The sequence below is a fragment of the Streptosporangium sp. NPDC005286 genome (assembly GCF_040607515.1).
Taxonomy (GTDB): Bacteria; Actinomycetota; Actinomycetes; order Streptosporangiales; family Streptosporangiaceae; genus Streptosporangium.
Genome location: NZ_JBEXGU010000104.1, coordinates 14,820 through 33,732, shown reverse-complemented (window position 1 = coordinate 33,732; position 18,913 = coordinate 14,820). Strand labels below are relative to the sequence as shown.

Annotated in this window: 18 protein-coding genes; 6 read left to right on the top strand and 12 right to left on the bottom strand. The window is 68.8% G+C overall.

Annotated features, from left to right (window positions below; genetic code table 11):
* Nucleotides 1–414: 414 nt before the first annotated feature.
* The 5 genes from ABZU75_RS30405 to ABZU75_RS30385 all read right to left on the bottom strand — a co-directional run bounded on the left by ABZU75_RS30405 (nucleotide 415) and on the right by ABZU75_RS30385 (nucleotide 4,227).
* Nucleotides 415–1,278 carry a hypothetical protein gene (locus ABZU75_RS30405; RefSeq protein ID WP_355561479.1) on the bottom strand — a complete coding sequence of 288 codons (864 nt, stop codon included), beginning with the start codon at nucleotides 1,276–1,278 and terminating at the stop codon, nucleotides 415–417.
* The gene (locus ABZU75_RS30400; protein ID WP_355561476.1) at nucleotides 1,278–1,778 is read right to left on the bottom strand and encodes a phage tail protein; all 501 of its coding nucleotides are present in this window, start codon (nucleotides 1,776–1,778) and stop codon (nucleotides 1,278–1,280) included. The genes ABZU75_RS30405 and ABZU75_RS30400 overlap by 1 nt, the downstream gene beginning before the upstream one ends.
* A gap of 11 nt (nucleotides 1,779–1,789) precedes the next feature.
* Nucleotides 1,790–3,661: a phage tail sheath subtilisin-like domain-containing protein gene (locus tag ABZU75_RS30395; RefSeq protein ID WP_355561473.1), complete on the bottom strand. Its 1,872-nt coding sequence runs from the start codon at nucleotides 3,659–3,661 to the stop codon at nucleotides 1,790–1,792.
* A gap of 19 nt (nucleotides 3,662–3,680) precedes the next feature.
* Nucleotides 3,681–3,926, bottom strand: coding sequence for a hypothetical protein (locus ABZU75_RS30390; RefSeq protein ID WP_355561468.1), 246 nt, complete (start codon nucleotides 3,924–3,926; stop codon nucleotides 3,681–3,683).
* Between the two features lie 100 nt (nucleotides 3,927–4,026).
* Complete coding sequence (locus ABZU75_RS30385; protein WP_355561465.1) at nucleotides 4,027–4,227, bottom strand: hypothetical protein; 201 nt, start codon at nucleotides 4,225–4,227, stop codon at nucleotides 4,027–4,029.
* Nucleotides 4,228–4,938: 711 nt separating this feature from the next.
* Here ABZU75_RS30385 and ABZU75_RS30380 point away from each other — a divergent pair.
* The gene (locus tag ABZU75_RS30380; protein ID WP_355561462.1) at nucleotides 4,939–6,876 is read left to right on the top strand and encodes a hypothetical protein; all 1,938 of its coding nucleotides are present in this window, start codon (nucleotides 4,939–4,941) and stop codon (nucleotides 6,874–6,876) included.
* A gap of 663 nt (nucleotides 6,877–7,539) precedes the next feature.
* Here the strand turns inward: ABZU75_RS30380 and ABZU75_RS30375 are convergent.
* The 6 genes from ABZU75_RS30375 to ABZU75_RS30350 all read right to left on the bottom strand — a co-directional run bounded on the left by ABZU75_RS30375 (nucleotide 7,540) and on the right by ABZU75_RS30350 (nucleotide 12,600).
* The gene (locus tag ABZU75_RS30375) at nucleotides 7,540–9,150 is read right to left on the bottom strand and encodes an ABC transporter permease (protein ID WP_355561459.1); all 1,611 of its coding nucleotides are present in this window, start codon (nucleotides 9,148–9,150) and stop codon (nucleotides 7,540–7,542) included.
* Nucleotides 9,147–10,079, bottom strand: a complete 933-nt coding sequence (locus ABZU75_RS30370) for an ABC transporter ATP-binding protein (RefSeq protein ID WP_355561456.1) — start codon at nucleotides 10,077–10,079, stop codon at nucleotides 9,147–9,149. Before ABZU75_RS30370 ends, ABZU75_RS30375 begins: the two co-directional genes overlap by 4 nt.
* A gap of 118 nt (nucleotides 10,080–10,197) precedes the next feature.
* Complete coding sequence (locus ABZU75_RS30365) at nucleotides 10,198–11,019, bottom strand: class I SAM-dependent methyltransferase (protein WP_355561453.1); 822 nt, start codon at nucleotides 11,017–11,019, stop codon at nucleotides 10,198–10,200.
* 3 nt (nucleotides 11,020–11,022) lie between these two features.
* Nucleotides 11,023–11,682, bottom strand: coding sequence for a TetR family transcriptional regulator (locus ABZU75_RS30360; protein ID WP_355561451.1), 660 nt, complete (start codon nucleotides 11,680–11,682; stop codon nucleotides 11,023–11,025).
* 28 nt (nucleotides 11,683–11,710) lie between these two features.
* On the bottom strand, nucleotides 11,711–11,926 hold the full coding sequence (locus tag ABZU75_RS30355; protein WP_355561448.1) for a hypothetical protein: 216 nt from the start codon (nucleotides 11,924–11,926) through the stop codon (nucleotides 11,711–11,713).
* Between the two features lie 95 nt (nucleotides 11,927–12,021).
* On the bottom strand, nucleotides 12,022–12,600 hold the full coding sequence (locus tag ABZU75_RS30350; RefSeq protein WP_355561445.1) for a TetR/AcrR family transcriptional regulator: 579 nt from the start codon (nucleotides 12,598–12,600) through the stop codon (nucleotides 12,022–12,024).
* Between the two features lie 76 nt (nucleotides 12,601–12,676).
* Here ABZU75_RS30350 and ABZU75_RS30345 point away from each other — a divergent pair, with 76 nt between their 5' ends.
* The 4 genes from ABZU75_RS30345 to ABZU75_RS30330 all read left to right on the top strand — a co-directional run bounded on the left by ABZU75_RS30345 (nucleotide 12,677) and on the right by ABZU75_RS30330 (nucleotide 16,862).
* A complete protein-coding gene (locus ABZU75_RS30345; RefSeq protein ID WP_355561442.1) occupies nucleotides 12,677–13,672 on the top strand; it encodes an alpha/beta hydrolase in 996 nt (331 codons plus the stop codon).
* 315 nt (nucleotides 13,673–13,987) lie between these two features.
* A complete protein-coding gene (locus tag ABZU75_RS30340) occupies nucleotides 13,988–15,637 on the top strand; it encodes an ABC transporter ATP-binding protein (protein WP_355561439.1) in 1,650 nt (549 codons plus the stop codon).
* Complete coding sequence (locus tag ABZU75_RS30335) at nucleotides 15,579–16,367, top strand: ATP-binding cassette domain-containing protein (RefSeq protein ID WP_355561436.1); 789 nt, start codon at nucleotides 15,579–15,581, stop codon at nucleotides 16,365–16,367. The genes ABZU75_RS30340 and ABZU75_RS30335 overlap by 59 nt, the downstream gene beginning before the upstream one ends.
* Before the next feature lie 168 nt (nucleotides 16,368–16,535).
* Nucleotides 16,536–16,862 (top strand): hypothetical protein, encoded by a 327-nt coding sequence (locus ABZU75_RS30330; RefSeq protein ID WP_355561433.1) that lies wholly within the window; start codon nucleotides 16,536–16,538, stop codon nucleotides 16,860–16,862.
* Here the strand turns inward: ABZU75_RS30330 and ABZU75_RS30325 are convergent.
* Nucleotides 16,859–17,521 (bottom strand): class I SAM-dependent methyltransferase, encoded by a 663-nt coding sequence (locus tag ABZU75_RS30325; protein ID WP_355561430.1) that lies wholly within the window; start codon nucleotides 17,519–17,521, stop codon nucleotides 16,859–16,861. The genes ABZU75_RS30330 and ABZU75_RS30325 overlap by 4 nt on opposite strands.
* A gap of 318 nt (nucleotides 17,522–17,839) precedes the next feature.
* Between ABZU75_RS30325 and ABZU75_RS30320 the strand changes: the two genes are divergently transcribed.
* Nucleotides 17,840–18,913: a MerR family transcriptional regulator gene (locus ABZU75_RS30320; protein ID WP_355561427.1), complete on the top strand. Its 1,074-nt coding sequence runs from the start codon at nucleotides 17,840–17,842 to the stop codon at nucleotides 18,911–18,913.

Genomic DNA, 18,913 nt, shown 5'->3' with positions numbered 1-18,913 from the left:
CTCTCTACCGGCGGCGACCGCCGGCCCCGGTCCGCTGCCCGTAGAGAGTCCGCCCGCCGTGCGGGCGGCCGTCCGGCGGGTGAGGGTGCGGGGACCTCTCGTGCCGCGGGCCTGCTGGGGCAGTCCGCCACGTGGCCACCGGGGGAATCGGCCGCGTATGCGCCGGGGGAAGTGACGACGGCCGGGGTCCTTCGCCGCACCGGGGCGGTGAACGGGTGTTCCGGCTCCTCGCCGGCTGGTCGCGAATGGTCGGCGCCGACGGGCCATGGAAGCACCTCGGCCGGGACGAATTCCGTCACCTCTAGGGGCTCCACCGATTCCGCCGGGTCCGGGTCGGCGCCGCCGGCCGCCGCGGCGAGGCGGCGGGTGCCCCGTTGGAGCAGATGTTGAAGAAAGGACGACATCTGCGAGCCCCTACCCCGCCGGCGCCGGTTCGAGCTGGTCCAGCAGCCGCCGCACGTAACGCCGCCGGCGCGGCCGGGGCATGGCCAGGATCTCGCTGAGCGGCCAGTGGTAGTACAGGCTCAGCAGGTGCACGTCGCGGTCGAACTCCGGCCGACGCCGCATCATCTCGGCCAGGAACGCCAGGATCGGGTCGAACCCGGCGCTGAACTCCCGCCCGCACGCGGGGCACGTGACGTCGAACTCCCGTTGCACGAGCGCCGAGTGCGCCCGTAACCGCTCGGCCAGCGCCTCCCGTACCTGTGGTGAGGAAAGCGCCGGGGCCGCGTCACCGGTGCCGAGCACGCAGCGCCCCAGCAGCGTGGCCGCCAGTTCCTCCTCCGTCGTGTCCTCGGGACAGTCCCGGCCCAGAGCCTCCAGGTCGGCCCCGCGCGGCAGCCGGAACCGCAGCCGGATCGCGTCCGGGCCGTCGTGTGAGGCGAACCGGTACTCCGGCCGCTGCGGCCGTTCCTCCACCGGCAAGGCGTCCAGCGCGAAGTCGACGTCCATCCGGGCCGCGCACGCCGGTCGCGGGCAGGCCAGCACCAGCTCCACGCGGTTGCCGAAGGTCAGCCGCCACAACCGCAGGATCAGCCATTCGCGGTCGCCCACCGGCAGTTGCCCGACCATGCCGTTGGTGGGCGCCGCCGGGCCGATGCGGCTCACGCACCGCGCGAGCAGTCCCGTCACCACCTCGGACTCCAAGCTCGTGAGCGGCAGCGCGTACAGCCATTCCTCGTCCTCGCCCCGTACCGGACGGACGTCGGCCTCCTGCAGGCAGGCGCCGGCGGCGTCCAGCAGCCCGGCGGGCAGCCGGACCGTCGTGTCCGCCGTCATCACAACTCCGTGGGTTCGGTCACCGAGACGTCCCGCTGCCAGCCCTCGTTCTGCACCACGATGTGCTGGATCGCCACCGCGTTGGCGCCGGCGTCGAGCTCGGGCAGCGCCTGGTACTCCGACACCCAGCAGCGGAACAGTGTGTACGAGATCGCCTTCTGCCCCGCCTCGTTATAGACGTCGATGATGATGTCCTTGCGGAACCCCTTGAGTGAGCCGGCCGCGTCGCCCTGGAAGTTGTGCACCAGGTTCGCCCAGCTCTCGAAGGTCGTGTCGTGCGTGACGCCGGCCTCCAGCGTGACCGGCTCGTAGCGGGTCTTGCCCGGCAGCTGGCGGCTGGTGCTGGGGTCGCCGGCCTCCCGCCACTGCGTCACCTCCGTCGTACGGCGCAGCGCGCTGCACTTGCTCAGGCCCGCCACGTACTGGTTGTCGATCTTGATACGGAACTTGAAGTTGCGGTACGGGTCGAACCGATGGGCGTTGACGGTGAACTTGGCCATGCGGTATCTCCTCAGTTGCCCACGGTCTGCTGGCTGATCCGGATGACGACGAACTCCGCGGGACGCAGCGGGGCGAAGCCCACCAGCACCGTGACGATGCCGGCGTCGATCTGTTCCTGGGGATTGGTCTGCGCATCGCACTTGACGAAGAACGCCTTCGCCGGCGTGTCACCTTGGAACGCTCCCGCACGGAACAGCGTGGTCATGAACCCGCCGATGTTCAGCCGCAGGCTCGCCCACAGGTCCTCGTCGTTCGGCTCGAACACGGCGAACTGGACGCCGTTGGCGATGCTCTGCTCCAGGAAGATGGCCAGCCGCCGGATGGGGATGTAGCGGTAGGCCGGGTCCGAGACGGTGGCGAGGGTGCGGGTGCCCCACAACACGATGCCGGAGGAGGGGAAGAAGCGGATGGCGTTGACCCCGGCCGGGTTCAGCACGTCCTGGTCGACGTCACTCAGCTGGCGGGCCAGCCCGACCGCCCCGACGACGTTGGCTTCCGTGCCGGCCGGCGCCTTCCAGACGCCGCGTCGCGAGTCGATCCGCGCGTACACCCCGGCGGCGAAGCCCGACGGCGGCACCAGCATCGGATCCGGCCCCGTTCCCGCCGGGTTCACCGTGGACAACCACGGGAAATACACGGCCCCGTACGAGCTCTTGACGGTGAGGCCGTCGACGAACGCCCGCGCCGAGTCCCGGGTTTGCACCGACGACGGCAGGTCGCCGATGAAGAAGCAGTCGCCGCGCTGCCGGCAGTAGCCGCTGCCCGCGTCGATGACCTGCTTGCTGCCGATCCCGGGGACCGCGACGATGTTGACGTCGCGCACCGGGTCGAGCAGTTTCAGCGCCTGGAGGTAGTCGGGGTCCTGCGGTGTGGTCCCGTCGCTGCCCGCCGTCACTTTCAGCGTGGCGCCGCCCACGATCCCGTCGCCGAGCAGGAAGGTGCCGCCCGCGGGCCGCAGCACCGCCGCGCCAGTGGTCTCGGACCCGCCGTTGGTCGTGCCCAGTCTGAGCAGCGCGGCGGCGTTGCCGTCGGGTGCGTTGACCACCTGGACGGACGAGCGCCTGCCCGGAGCGCCGGAGGTGAGGGTGTAGAGATTGTTCTCAAACTTCGCCTCGAACTGGCTGTACGCGGCGGCCGGTGTGCTACCGCGCAGCGGGGTCAGCTGCCGGACGGCGGCCTGGATCGCGGCAGCGATCTGGGCGCCGGCACTGGCCGGATCGGCGAGCACGATCGGCTGGAGGCCGTCACCGTTGAGATTGATCTGCAGCCGGCGCAGCTCGGCCGGCAGTGTGGTCGCCGGGCCGGCGCCGGAGATGCTCCTGCCGGGGTCGGTGGTGTCGTCGGCCGGGTCCACGCTGACCCGGACCAGCCGGGAGCGGGCATTGACGGCGTTCTCCGCGAAGTTCGGCGCGTCGGGATTGACGCTCAGGTTGTCGAACGTCTCGGTGACCACCCCGCCGCGGCGGACCGCGAGAGCGAACTCGTTGCCGGGGTCCTGCGTGCCGGCCGTGACCACGACCTCCAGATCGTTGGCCCACTTGCCGGCGCCGGCGGCGGCGACGATCAGGGTCCGGGCCGGAGGGCTCTTGCGGTCGCCGATCTCCACGCTCGCGGTCTGGGCGTTCGCGGCCACCCGGACGACGTACAGCCGTGTTCCGCCGTTGTTGAAGAACTGCAACGCCGCGTGGGCCAGGTAGCTGTCATTGAGGAATCCGCCGAAGCCGGCCTGGAACTCGATGAAACTCGTGACCAGCCGGGCGTGGTCCAGCGGGCCTGTTTCCGCCTTGCCGAGGAACGCCGCCGTCGAGGTGCTCACGCCCTCGATCGGGCGGACCCCGCTCGGCACCTCTTCGAGATATACGCCGGGATGCAATCGCTCCATCTGATTTCCGTCCTAGTCGTCAACTCGCCGGGGATTCTTCGTCCTTCTTGGCGCGGCGGCGCTCTCTGCCGCGCCCCGGGTCGGCCTCGGCCGGGTCGAGCATCACCCGGCCCCGCTCCTGGAGCAGCCCGAGCCACTGGTTGCCACCGGTCTCGAACTCCTCTATCGGGCCCGAGCACTCCCCGGGCGCTAGATGCACCGTGGTCCCGCTGTTCAGCTCCACGGAGACGAGTCCGTCCCAGACGTTTGTGATGTGCACGGACATGTACGCGTTCCCTCCCTAGGGTTTGGTTCATAGGTGTTTGGCCCCATAACTGTGGGCGTTCCAATCCGTTCCATCCCGTTCCATCGCAAACAAGGAGGTCCTACGCCACCCATGGCGGGACCGGCAGAAACCGCCAGCCAGGCGCATCGAGCTCAACAAGCAGCGGCGAGATTGCAGCGGTGTTGGAAGTCAGGTTGGGAGTGCTCCCGAGCAGGTTGTCAGCGCCCAGCACCCGCTCGCGGTCGGCCAGGGCGGCCTTTGTACAGGGGCGGCCCGGCCCCGGAGCGGTGATGTCACCCACGATGTCGGTGTCGAAGGCCGCCCGGTGCCGTGACCTCGTTGAGCCGGTAGACCCCGTCGCCATCGGCGGCTGAGCGCGCATACACCCTGATGCGGGGCCGCTCCCGGTCGAGCGAGACGTGAAGGTCGCAGTGCGGCAACAGGACAAGGTCGAACACGGATGTACTCCTGATGGTCGGCTGAGGGCCGCTACCCGGTAAGGCGTTCCACCCCCCGTTACCTTCGCGAAGGCGATGTACGGAACGCGCCAGGCTCGCCCCTCGAACCGGTCGGCAACCCTTTTCCCTACATGCCGTTCCATCCGGTTCCATTGGATGGAACGGCATGCGTCGTGATATGGCGGGTGCGCGCAGTCCCCCGATGAGCTCGTCGGGTGGTCTTGGGTTCGGTGGCGCGTTCCTTCCGACATGTCGGGGAGCGCGCCGGAGGCTGGGACGAGGACTGCGGTCCTGGTGAGGGCGTAAGGACGGCCTCTAGGGATCCTTCTTGCATGCGGATCGCGGAGGGTGTTCCACCCTGTTCCATTCGGTCCACAGGTGGACATCTCGGGTCTTGCGCCGACTTTGGCGATGGGCCACGATACGGGTCTTCACACGGTCGCAGTTAGCTTTCATTGTGGACCTGGGGGCCTGTGCTGCCGATCTTGCCGCAGCCGGTGGGAGCACTGAGCGGGATTGTGAAGGCGCATCCGTGTGCTGTCTCAGGGGGTGTCGTGACCACGGAGGAACTGCCGTCGGCGTACGGTGGGATGGGCTTGGATGACGTACTGCTGAAAGGAGAGTTCGCGCTCCACACCAGGGGCGATCTGCGGCTCAGCAGGCGACTGCTGGATGAGGCCTACCGCGAGGCGGACCGGCAGGGGGACGGCCCAAGGTTGGCCCGCGCGGCGTTGGGGCTGGGCGGTGTCTGGGTTCATGAACACCGCGCGGCAGCGGAGGCGGGGGTGGTCCGTGCCCGCCAGCTCCACGCTCTGAGCATGATCGATCCGCGATCATCACTGGCACTTCGCCTGCGCGTCCGACTGTGCGCGGAGGACGATTACCGCAGCGGCCGACATGACCGGATCCTTGAGATCCTGGCGCAGGTCAGAGGCGCGGGTGACCCTGTGGCGCTAGCAGAGGTGTTGAGCCTGGCCCACCACTGCGTTCTCGGTCCGGCAGATGGCGCCACCCGTCTGGAGCTGGCCGAGGAACTGATCGGCCAAGCTGCTCATACGGCCCGCCGCGGGGATCTGTCGATGGGCCTGATGTGGCGAACCGCTGATCTGTTGATGGCCGCCGATCCACACGCCGAGCGCAGCCTGACAGAGCTGCGTTCCGTCCTGGCGGGAGGCGAACACCTGGCGGTCGGGTTCGTCGCCAGCGCCATGGAGGTCATGCTCAGCATCCGCGCGGGCCGATTCGCGCAGGCGGAGTCGATGGCGGCCACGTGCGCGGAGCGCGGGGACCTGGCAGGGGATGTCGATGCGCTCGGCTGGTACTGCGAGCACCTGGGCACGATCCGGTGGTATCAGGGCCGTATCGGTGAACTGGTAGAAGTGATCTCCGATCTGGCGCATTCCCCCATACACAGCGCTGTGGACAGCACCTATCTGGCCGCCTTGGCCGTGGCCGCCGCCACCGCAGGAGAGCACCGATTAGCCGTCCACATGCTGGCGCGCGTTCTCGGCCGGGATCTGTCTGATCTCCCCCACTCCAGCAGTTGGCTCCTCACGATGTACTGCGTTGTCGAGGCGGCATATCTGCTTCACGACAGCGAGGCCGCCGCCCGCGCATACACTCTGCTCAGCCCGTTCGCCGATCTCCCGATCATCAGCAGCCTTGGCGTCACCTGTCTCGGGTCTGTCCACTACTCCCTGGCCACAAGCTCCCTCACAGTCGGCGATGTGGATCGTGCCATTGACCATTTCCGCAAGGCCATCCGTGCCAACCAGGCGCTGGGCCACTGGCCTGCGGCCGTCCTGTCCCGGTGGCGACTCGGACACGTGCTCGCGCGCGGACAGAGGTCAGGCCACGGCGAGGCCCGACGGGAGTTGGCACGGGCTGAGCAGGAGGCGCTCAGTCTCGGCATGGTGTTGCCCCCGGAGAAGGATCCGCCCGCCGAGGATGCGGTGGCCATCTGCACCTGCAGACGTCGGGGGCGTGCGTGGCAGATCGAGCTTCAGGGCCGGACCGTGGTAGTCGAGAACCGCATCGGGATGCGGCACCTGGCGACTCTTATCGCCAACCCTGGCCGGGAGATCCCCGCAACCGACCTAGCCGTTGGGGCGGGCCCGGTAGCTCACGATTCCTTCTCATCCCAGCCGATCATGGACGCCGTAGCGAAGCGCACGTTCACAGATCGGTTGGCGCAGCTGGAGGCGGAGATCGACGACTCCGATTCGATGAACGACCTCGAACGCGCCACGTCGTTACGCCGCGAACGCGACTGGCTGATCGATGAGTTGACTACCACCACCGGTCTCAAAGGACGGATGCGCGAGTTCACCGGTAGCGATGAACGGGCCAGGGTCGCGGTGAGCAAAGCGGTCAAGCGGGCGATCAGTCGAATCATGGAGATCGATCCAGTGGTCGGCGCGCACCTGGTCGACACCATGGAGACCGGGCAACGCTGCTGTTATCGCCCTCGGTTGGACAGGCGCGGCGCCTGACGTCCGAGGTCCGACCGCAGTGCGTGCTCAGCCCGTGCCGGAGCCAACGGCCCGCGGGGGCGAGCGATCGATTCCGACCCCATCTGCGACCTCTCGACCGCGATAACCGTTTTCAATAGTGTTGGGATGACGGCACGGGGCTCGGCGGGTCTGGTTGAAAATTCTCAGCCGAAACGGCAAGAACCCTCTCGGGTTGCGGTTCCGGGTCCCGGCGTCGCGGCAGGTGGGTGAGCGCGGATGGTTCTGTCTGTGTCTAGCGGCAGCGTTTGTCGATGAGTTTCAGCAACACCCCTGATCCACGTCGTCCGGCACGAACCCCAACCATGGCAAGGTGCACAACGCGACGGCAAGCCCAAGGCGGTCCACCGGGGGCAACGTGAAGAACCGGAACAGTTCCTCCCGGTCGATCTCGGGGAACCTCCGCAGTGCCCAGTTCCTGGTCCGCGAACACCCGCGTCGCCAACCGGCTACCTCCTGCCAGAGCCCGAAGATCCCCGGCCCAGGAGCCTATCGGGCTATATCCGCCCGATTTTCCGCGAGTACTACGGCAACCCCTACTTCGGCCCCCCAAGGCGCTCAAGACCTTCCGCACGGCGGGGGCCGCCTGCGCCGGTGACGTACCCCGATGGACCCCGAGGCAGCCCCGGGGTCCATCAAGGGTCTTCAGCCCGTGGGCATGTCGCGCCGACTGAGACCGACCAGGCCGACCGCGACGAGAACCGCCGCGGAGACGGTCATGACGACCAGCGGCAGGATCGCCATCTGCCCTCCGGGGAGCTGCGGCACGTGCTGGAAGACCGACAGGTTGATCACCCACTGGCCGAGCAGCAGTTCCTGGGCGGCCCAGCCGAGCACCATGGTGCCCAGCAGCACGGCGAACGTGCCCGCGACCAGGCGGGGCAGCAGGCCGAAGAGCGCGAAGGCGAGCCCGGTGAACACCCATATCGCGGGGAGTTGCACGAGCGCGGCGCCCAGGAGGCGGGGCAGCTCGCGCCCCACGGCGCCCGTGTTCAAACCGTGCGTCAGCCCGGCGACCGACCCGAACGCCAGCACCCCGAGCGCCGGCCCGAGCAGGGCGAAGGCGAGGTGGCTGCCCGCCCAGCGCAGCCGGTCCACCGGCGTGGCCAGCAGGGGCTCGGCCCGTCCGTCGCGCTCTTCGTTCCTGAGCAGCAGCGCCGCCTGCACCGCAAAGATCGAGCAGATCAGACCGAGCATGGTCATCATCGGCGCGACAAACTGGTCGACGAGCGTGCCGGGGCCGCCGAGGCGGGCGAGCACCTCCCGTGCGGTGGAACCGCTGTTCTCCATCAGCGCGCCGAGGCTCTCCGATATGGCTCCGACCGCGAGCCCGACCAGGGCGAGCCCTGCGGTCCTGCTGACGAGCGGCCCCCGGTGCAGCCGCCAGGCCAGCGCCAGCGGACTGCGCAACCCAGGCGCGGCGTCGGCCGGCCCCGGGCGGGCCTGGAACATACCGTTGCCGAGGTCGCGCCGCGCCGACAGCGACACGGCCAGCGCGGTGAGCGCGGCGAACCCGGCGACCACGAGCGCCAGGACCCACCAGCTCTCCCCGCTGTACGGCCGCAACTCCTCGGACCAGCCGAACGGCGACAACCACAACACCCATGCGGGCCCGTCGCCGGACTGCACGCCGATGTCGCCGATGCCGCGCAGGATGACCGCGACGCCCACAGCGGTGAGCCCGATCGCGCGCGCTCCCCCGGCGCCGGTCGTGAGCTGCGCGGCCACGGCGCCGATCCCGGCGAACAGCCAGCCGGCGGCCGTGAACCCGAGCCCGAGCGCCAGCGAGCCGGCGACCGGCAGATCCTGGCCGATCAGCGTCAGCGCCGACAGCAGGCCCAGGACCAGGCCGGCCCCGCAGGTGACGATCAGGGCCGCGGCCAGGTCCGCGTGCCGGGAGACCGCGGTGGCACCGACCAGTTCGCGCCGCCCCGCCTCCTCTTCCGTACGCGTGTGCCGGATGACCGTGAGCAGGGCGAAGATCGCGACCAGGCAGGTGAGGACCCCCGAGCGCCAAGCCACCAGCTCGCCGAGGCTCGACCCCTTCAGCGCGCCGTAGACGACGGTGAAGGCCCTGGTGTGGACGCTGGTCTCGTAGTAGTCCTCACGGGCCTCGGCCGTGGGGTACGCGCCGTTGAACGCGCCGACGAACACCACCGGGACCGTGACGCAGAAGACGGTCCACAGGGGCAGCAGCACCCGATCGCGCCGCAGCGCCAGGCGGATGAGCTTCCCCGCGCCGTCGAGCGCGTTCATCGGGCCGCCCCCGCGCGCTTGCTCCTGGTGCTCGCCTCCGAGCGGTCGTAGTGCCGCAGGAACAGCTCCTCCAGCGTCGGCGGCCGGCTGACCAGGCTGCGCACGCCCATCTCGGTGAGGCGGCGCAGCGCCGTGTCCAGCGCGGTGGCATCGACGCTGAAGCGCACCAGCCTGCCGTCGGTACGGAGGCCGTACACGCCAGGCAGGCCGGCCAGCCTGTCCGGCGGGCTCGCCAGCTCGGCCTCGACGAACGTACGGGTGAGGTGGCGCAGCTCGGCCAGGGTGCCGCTCTCCACGGTGCGGCCGTCGCGGACGATGGTGACACGGTCGCAGAGCGCCTCGACCTCGGACAGGATGTGGCTGGACAGCAGCACGGTACGGTCGCCGGAGCGCTGCACCTCCTGGACGGTCTCCCTGAACACCGCCTCCATCAGCGGATCCAGGCCGGAGGTCGGCTCGTCGAGGATGAGCAGTTCGGCGCCGGAGGCGAGTGCGGCGACCAGCGCCACCTTCTGGCGGTTGCCCTTGGAGTAGGTGCGGCCTTTCTTACGCGGATCGAGATCGAAGCGCTCGATCAGCTCGTCCCTGCGCCCCCGGTCAAGGCCCCCGCGCAGCCGGCCGATCAGGTCGATGGCCTCCCCGCCTGACAGGTTGGGCCACAGGGTGACGTCGCCGGGCACGTACGCCAGGCGGCGGTGCAGCTCGCTGGCCTGCACCCAGGGGTCTCCCCCGAGCAGCCGGGCGGTGCCCGTGTCGGCGTGCATCAGGCCCAGCAAGATCCGGATCGTGGTGCTCTTGCCCGCGCCGTTCGGTCCCAGGAACCCGTGTACCTCGCCGGTCCTGACGACGAGGTCGAGGCCGTCCAGTGCCCGAGTCGGGCCGAACGACTTGACCAATCCTGCCACGGTGATGGCATCGATCTCAGCCATGGTTGGCGTCCTTGCATTGTGAAATGGGGTTGGTGAAATGGGCTCGCCACCGTGTCGAGGGCGCGGTCGATCGCGGCGCCCTCCGCGAGGGAGCGTGGATGTGGAGATCGATGGGGAGCTAGAAGCGGTAGACGAAGACCGCGTTGCCCATCCTGGACAGCGACGCGCTCACCGCGGTCAGGCGGTTCATCAGGCGAAGGCCCAGCGGAAACTTGGCGACCTCGGGCTCTCGGGGGCACAGGATTTCCCGGACCAGCTTCAGCTTGGGGTGCCAGCGTTCGGCGTCCCGGGGGTCGTCGAGGCCGGGGAACTTGGTGATGCCGCGGATGGTTTCGGCGATCTTGGCGTGTTTCTGCGCCCAGATGGCGAACTTGCTGTAGCCGTTGAAGGCGATCTCCCCACTGGGGAAGTGCTCGATGAGACGGTTCACCAGGGAGATCATCTCCTCTTCCGAGAAGAAGGCGATCAGGCCGTCGGCGACGATCACGGCGGGCCGGTCGGTAGGCAGGGCTTCCAGCCAGGCGGGACTGTTCAGGTCTGCGCCGATGCCGTGCGGGGTCGCGCGTTTGGGCAACAGGTGCCGCCGGGCGGCGAGGACCTCGGGGAAATCGATGTCGTACCAGTCGGCGGTGGGCGGCGGGGTGATGCGGAGCACCCGGCTGTCCAGGCCGGCGCCGAGGTCCAGGCCGACCGCGTCGGGGTGGCGGGCCAAGAACCGCTGGGCGATCTCGTCCAGTTTCCTGGCCCGGTGCGCGATGTTGATCGCGGAGCTCGGGGAGATGTGGAGCTTCCGGTAGTCGTAATCAGTCTTCCGCACGATCTCGTCGGCCAGCGCGTCGCCCAAGATCGGGTTGGGCAGGCGGTTATCCAGCGCCCTGCCGCACAGCGTCAACCACAGCGTGGCCTGCAGCGGCGTGAGGGCCGGAACGGAGACGGGCATCGGTCATTCACCTCTTTTCTGCTGTGAGGCTTCCCAGGCGGCCTCGGCGGCCTTCAGTGGCGTGTCGTTGGTGTACAGCCCGCGGGTGGTGAGTTCGAGCATCGGCGTCACAAGGCGGTGCAGCACCTCGGGACCGAAGCTCTCGTAGCCGAGTGAACGCGTCAGAGGCGGTGCCATGGTGAGCAGGGCCACGCTCATCGCCACCTGCCACACCGCCATCGCCCTGATGTCCTTGGACGGGTGCATGGTCCCGTCGGCCACCCCTGCCCTGAGCACGGCTTCGGCCTCGGCCACCAGGGTGTCCACGAACGTGGTCGCCGCCGGTGAGTCCTCTTCCATCGCGCGTGCCATGTACTGGACGTGCAGCACGTACTCCTCGGGATCGGCAAGGTATTCGCGGAGCAGGTCCTGCATGCCCTCGGGGCGGGCGTCGTGCGTGTGCTGGACGAGGTTGCGCAGGACGTACTCGTCGCAGACCCTGCGCAACCCCTCCTTGCTGCCGAAGTGGTGGATGACCAGGGCGGCGCTGACGCCTGCCGCCGCGGCGATCGCGCGCAGGTTCGTCTTCTGGAAACCGTCGCGGGCGAATAGGGCTATGGCGGCGTTACGGATCTTGGCCTGGGCGGTCAGGTCCGACGAGGATGGCCGACGAGCTGAACACATGGTCATTATACTAAACACGTGTTCAGCCTTACGGCAAGGGGAAGGGATGGCCGCTATGCGCGCAGTAGGCGTCCAGAGTCTCCAGATCTTCTGGGCTTTCGGCCATGCGGGTGATCGAGGCCACGTCGGTGTTGTCGCGTGCGGCGTCCTGGGGTATCTCGGCCAGGAGCGCCGGCGCGCCCAGGTCGTCGTAGCGGATGACAGGTTCGCGTGGGGTGGTGAGGCGACTGTACGGCGACGACACGGATCGGCAGGTCGTCGGTGAATCCCAGGAGCCGAGGCGCCCGGGCTCTGGCCGCCTCCTCGCCGCCGGAGCCGATTGCCGGTTCGACGGCAGGTCTAGGTCGAAGCGGCACCGTCAGCGAAGTGCAGCAGAACCATCTCGACCAGTGCGGCGACGTCGGCGTCGGCCATCGGCTCGCCGGTCATGCCCATCCGGTGGAGCAGGGTTCCGACGACGACGTCGATGAAGAACAGGACCCGGTTCTCCGGCTCGCCGAGCGCGTCCTGGAGCGCGAGCCGGTACGGGTCCTGAAACTGCGCGGACAGGACCTCGCGCAGGGCCGGATCGCTGACGGCGTCACTGAACACGCCTGCGAAAGCGTCGCCTACCCCGGGCTCGCCGACCTTCGCCGCGATCCAGCGGACGGCCGATGACATGAGCTCGGCTCGATCGGCGCCCTCCAGCGGCACCGGGCCGAACGCGTCAAGGAGGCAGTCCACGATCAGCGCACCCTTCGACGGCCAGCGACGATAGATCGTCGTCTTCGCGATGCCGGCCGCGGCGGCGATGCGGTCGACAGTGGCACGTGCGTAGCCGAGCTCGTGGACCGTGCTCAGTGTTGCGGCGAAGACCACGGCATTGACACCGGAGCGCGGGCGACCGGGTGGTCTGGCAGATGTGGTCGCTCGGGTCATGCCCACACGATAACCTATTGCGCTACGATCGGTATCGATACTTGTGGTAGCGAAACTATCCGGCCGAGGAGAAGGCATGAGCGAGGTCACCGGTACGGAGCGGCCGCCGCTGGGCGTCCGGTTGCTGCACGCCCTGGGAAAGGAGCCGGACTGGCCGGCGATGACAGCCGAGGAACTGGTCGCCTTGCGCGACGCGGTGAACCGCAAGCGGGCATCCCGTCTGGCGCGGGTGATCAGCGGGTTTCCGGACCGCGGCGCCGCGATCCAGTGGCAACAGGTGGCGCTGCCCGGCCGCGAGCTCCCGGTCCGGGTGTACCGGCCCTCGCCCGGGCGCGGCGGCGAAGGCGGCGACCGGGCCGGCCTGCCGCTCGTGCTCCACGTGCACGGAGGCGGGTTCGTGGGCACGGCGGTGCAGAGCGACTGGGTGAACAGCCACCTCGCCGCACGGCTGCCCGCGGTCGTCGTCTCGGTCGAGCACCGCCTCCTCGACCCGGAGACTCCGCTGTCGGCGGCCGTCGACGACGGCTGGGACGTGCTCCGGCACGTGGTGCAGCACGCCGCGCAGTGGGGAGTCGACCCGGCGCGGACCGCCGTCTTCGGCGAGAGCACCGGCTCGATGGTCACCGCCCTGGCCGCGATCCGGGCCAGAGAGTCCGGCCTGCTCCTGCGGGCGCAGGTGCTGGTCAACCCCGCTGTCGACCTGACCTCGACGGGGTTCGACCACGCCTCGATCAGCCGGCACGCCCACAGCCCGACCCTCACCGTGACGCAGATGCGGCTGTTCCAGCGGCTCGCCGTTCCGCCGGGAACCGATCCTCGTGCGCTGTCGCCGCTGTATGCCGACGACCTGAGCGAGCTGGCCCCAGCGCTCGTGGTGGTGCCGACCATTGATCCGGTGGCCGATCACGGCCGCTGTTACGCCGAACGACTGCAAGCGGCCGGGACGCCCGCGCGGCTCACCGAATATCCCGGAGCGACGCACGCGTTCCTCAGCATGCCGGGCTTGGTGCCGCACGCGAAGGCCGCGCGGGCGGAGATCGTCGAGTTCCTCCGAGGGGCCCTTGCCGGGTGACGGGTCCCGGCCTGCCGGTTTGTGTTCCACATCATCGCCGCCATGGACGAGATGACCGCGGGTCGATCGACACAGTCGGTGGGCCGCCCCGGGAATACGACCATCGGCTCCACTGCGGGCCTGGTCGCGACGAGATTGACGAAGACGGGAGAGCGATGACAATCACTGACCTTGCCGAGGCGAGGGGACGGTCCGCACCACCACCATCAGCTGCCGATTCCGCGGCGGGGCAGAGCCTGGCAGGGCTGCTGCGCCCTCATCTGGGGAGCTTCGCCGCCGTTGTGGTCCTGCAGGTGATTGGCGCTGTCGCGGGTCTTGGCGCCGCTGCTGGCGGTCGTCGAATTGGGTCGTACGCTGTTGTCGCCCGGCCCGATCGATCACGGTCATGTCTGGTTCGTCGTGATCGCGGGTGCGGTCGGCTTGTTCGTCCGACTGCTGTTCACGGCCGCCTCGTCCGGACTCGGACATGTTCTCGACGGCCAGGTGCAACTGTCGTTTCGCCGGCAACTGGCCGCGCGGCTGGGACGCGTACCGATCGGCTGGTTCTCCCGGCGCCGGACCGGCGAGCTGGCCAAGGTGGTGGGGGAGGACGTGAGTGCCGTGCACCCGTTCATCGCCCACACCCCCGGCGAGCTCGTCGCCGCGTTCGTGGTGCCGCTGGTGTCGCTGGTCTACTTGTTCACCGTCGACTGGCGGCTCACGCTGATCACGCTGATCCCGGTGGCGCTGGCAGTGGCGCTGGTCCCCCTGATGATGACCCCGACCCGGCTGCGCGAGCAGGAGGAGTTCGATGCGGCCATGGGACGGATCGCGAGTTCCGTCGTCGAGTTCGTACAGGGCATCTCGGTGGTGAAGGCGTTCGGCGGAGCCCAGCGCTCCCACCACAGATTCCGCACGGCCACGGACGATTTCGTCGGCACCTTTCTGCGGTGGGTGCGCGGTATCTCCGGGATCGCCGCGGGGATGCAGCTGGCGCTGTCACCGCCGTTCGTGCTGCTGGTCGTGCTGATCGGCGGTACGGCTCTGATCACGACCGGTGGCATGGCCCCGGCCGGCCTGCTGCCCTTCCTGCTGCTCGGACTGGGCCTGACCGCCCCGGTGGCGGCCCTCGGCCACGGCTTCGACGATATACAGGCCGCCCGGCGCGCGACCGGCCGGATCCGGGACGTGCTCGCGGTGCAGTCGCTACCGGAGCCTGCGCACCCGGTCGCACCACAGGGTCACCGGGTGGAACTGCGTGAGGTTCGATTCGGCTACGTCGCCGATCACGAGGTGCTGCGCGGGATCGACCTGGTGCTCGAGCCGGGAACGGTCACCGCGATCGTCGGGCCGTCGGGAAGCGGAAAGTCCACGCTGGTTCAGCTGTTGCCGCGGTTCTTCGACCCGGCCCACGGTTCGATCGCCCTTGGCGGTGTCGATCTGCGCGAGCTCGGCAGCCGGGAGCTCTACCGGATGGTCTCCTTCGTCTTCCAGGACGTTCGCCTGCTACGCGCTTCGGTCGCGGACAATATCGCGCTGGCGGTACCGAACGCCGACCTCGATGACGTGATCCGCGCCGCCCGGCTGGCGAATATTCATGATCGAATTCTCGAGCTGCCACGCGGATACGACACGGTGATCGGTGAAGACGCCGGACTGTCGGGTGGCGAGGCACAGCGAGCGCGCGTCCCGCCGTTCCACGCTGTCGGCGCTGCCCGGCGTGTTGGGCTTGACGCTCACGGTGCAGGCGATGTTCACCGTGTTGCTGGTCCTGGGCGCCTACCTCGCGCTCGGCGGGAATGTCGGTGCGGCAGAGATTTTGACGATTCTTGTGCTGGCCGCCCGCTGCGCGGATCCGCTGCTGTCGCTGGCGGATATCGGTGGCAAACTCCGCGGCGCACGTTCCGAGTTGGCGAGACTCGACACGGTGTTGCGCACCGAGCCGCTGCCGGAGGCTTCCGAACCGATCCAGCCGGAACGCCATGACCTGAAGTTCGACTCCGTCGCCTTCCAGCACGGCGACCGCACGGTGATCGACGACGTCTCGTTGTCCGTACCAGAGGGACAGCGGCTTGCCATTGTCGGACCGTCGGGTGCGGGTAAGAGCACATTGCTGCAGTTGCTGGCACGGTTCTACGACGTGGACGCGGGCGCGGTGCGCGTGGGGGGCGTGGACGTGCGCGCGATCAACACGGAGGTGTTGATGGCGCAGATCGCCATCGTCTTCCAGGATGTCTATCTCTTCGACGGCACGATCGAGGAGAACGTGCGTCTCGGCCGTCCCGACGCAGGCGTTGCCGAGGTGCGGGCGGCAGCAACCGCGGCGCGGTTGGACGAGGTGATCGAGCGACTGCCCGGCGGATGGGCGACGAATGTCGGCGAGGGTGGCGCACTGCTGTCGGGTGGTGAGCGCCAGCGTGTCTCGATCGCGCGAGCGCTGCTGAAGAACGCGCCCATCGTGCTGCTGGACGAGGTGACCTCCGCACTGGACCCGGTGAACGAGGCGGCGGTCCACGAAGGAATCGAGCGCCTGATGGCGGGCCGGACGGTGGTGATGGTGGCGCATCGGCTGCGGACCGTCCGACGCGCCGATCGCATCGTCTTTCTGGACGGCGGCCGGATCGTGGAGGAAGGCAGCCACGACGAGCTGCTGCGCCGCAGTGGCCGCTACGCCGACTTCTGGAATACGTCCCTGACACCGGCAGCGCGTGAATGAGCCGGCATGTCGTTCGATCCTTTGTTGCGGGACAGCCGCCCACCGATGCCGAAGTCCCCCCTGAGGTCGATCTGCGGGTCGCCGCGGCCGTCACCGAGGCGACCCGCGGCGTCGACGCGCTGTTCCTGGTCGTGCCGCCCGGCGAGACCGACGACCCCGTCGCGGCGTATGCCGCGGTCGCCAAGAACGGTCACCGCCCACCGCGTCGGCGACGACGCCATGCGCGCCACGCTGGCGGGCGTCGGCATGTCCCGGGCACAGGTCGAGGCCATCATGGGCATGTCGACCGGACTGCGAGAGGGATTCGTTCCCGAGCAGCCGCGGACTCCCGTGACCACGACCGACACGACGCTCGGAGCATGGGCCTGGGCCGAACTCCGTCCTGTCCTCGATACCGCCGACGAGCTTCGCTCGGCGCCGCCCGTGGCGGTGGCCCGGATCGCCGATCGGCTGAACTTGGAGCCGCGTGTCCTGTTCTCCACCCCGTCGGCCTAGTTTCGATGAAATGCCTTTACTGCCAGCACGGATGGGACGAGGTGTTCGCGCGGCTCGTACACCCGATCGATACTCAGCTCGGCGTCGATGAACGCGTTGATCAAGTCGGGCAGCGGCACGTGGCTCATCCCCACCCGGTCCCGGACTCCGCCTTCACGCCACCACGGCGAGCGCTTATGCCGGCCCCTGATCCGGTAGGTGGGATGGATGACCACCGCTCCGTCCTGACGGAGCTCGACATGCGGGCCGTTGAAGCAGGGATGCACGCCGTAGAACAACAGCAAACCACCCGGAAGCAGCACGCGAGCCGCCTCCTTCAGCAGTCCGGCGAAGTCACCGATATCGGTAGAGACCCACAGCGCGGTGACGGTGCCGAAGGTGTCCGCGGCGAACGGGAGCATCGTCGCGTCGCTCTGGAGGAGCGGAGCGCGGTCCCTGTGGCGGGCCAGACGCAACTGGTCGGCTGAACGGTCGAGACCGACGACGGTCCGGCCGGTCGATCGGATGGTGTCGAGGTACAGGCCAGTGCCGCAGCCGACGTCCAGGCATAGGCCTTCTCCAGGACCGAGAAGATCGACTATCCAGTCGACGTTGGCGGCGGCACCGGGCCCGATGTAGTCGTCGTACCACTCGGCATGGCCTTCGTAGCGCGCGGTCATGATTCATTCATACACGGAGAATCCAGCCGTTCATGGGCTCTCGGCTCGAACCTCCCCCCTCCCGTGCCCGCCGGTCGGACGCCGCTATCCGCTGGGTCTCCCGCCCGCGAAGGTCTTGCCAGCGGGGTGGCTGTCCTGTCTCGTCGATCATGGGGCCATGCTTCTGAGACGGCCAACCGGGCTCCCGCTTGCCGTTCGGGACTGGTGACACATTGCTCTGTTCGTGGCCTCGCCGACGGTGAGGGGTGGACCTTGCCCTTGGGTGAAGGCGCAGCATCGTGGTGCCGGTCGTCCTGGCCGGTGCGAGGAGGGTTGGGTGTGGGGTTACTGACGATCGGGGTGTTCGCCCGGGCTACGCGATTGTCGCCGAAGGCGTTACGGCTGTATGACGAGCTCGGGTTGCTCCGGCCGGCTGCGGTGGACGGGGGGTCGGGGTACCGCTTCTACGATCCGACGCAGTTAGAGCGGGCCCGGTTGATCGCGTGGTTGCGGCGGCTGGGCATGCCGCTGGCCCGCATCCGCCAGGTATGCGACCTGGAGCCGCATGCGGCGGCCGAGCAGGTCGCCGACTATTGGGCACAGGTCATGGCCGACACCGCTGTACGCGAACAACTCGCCACCTTCCTCGTCGACTACCTGTCAGGAAGGGGTGGCGCTGTGGAAGACGCAGAAACCATGATCGGGATCCGCTACGCGGCACGGTCGGAGTCGGGGCTGGTTCGCACGAGCAATGAGGACGTCGCCTACGCCGGCGCTCGGTTGCTGGCGGTGGCCGATGGAATGCGCGGGCCGGGTGGGAATCTCGCAAGCATGGCGGCCATCGACGCCCTCAAGCCGTTGGAGACGAAGGCCGTACCTGCCGGTGACCTTCTCGGCGCGCTCGCCGATGCGATTGGTCAGGCCGACCGGGCGATTCGCGGCATTGCCGAGTCGGCACTGTCCGGTGAGGCGGTCACGACGCTGACCGCGATGCTGTGGTCTGGCTCCCAGCTGGCGCTGGTGCACATCGGTGACACGCGAGCGTATCTGCTGCGCGACGGCGAGATCTTCCAGATCACCCACGACCACACCTACGTGCAGTCGCTGGTCGACGAAGGCCGCCTCAGCCCGGAGGAGGCCGTCTCGCATCCGCAACGCTCATTGCTGGTCCGTGCACTCACGGGCACAGGCCGGTCCCAGCCTGACCTGTCGCTGCATACGGCCGTGGCCGGCGACCGCTACCTGCTGTGCTCCGACGGACTGGCCACCGTCGTTGCGACAGAGTCATTGCGCGGCGTACTGAGCGGCACGGGTGCCCCTGAGCAGGTCCTCGATGAGCTGGTCAGGCTGGCATACGACGCGGGCGCCCCGGACAACATCGCTTGCGTGGTGGCTGATGCGGTGACGCTGTGA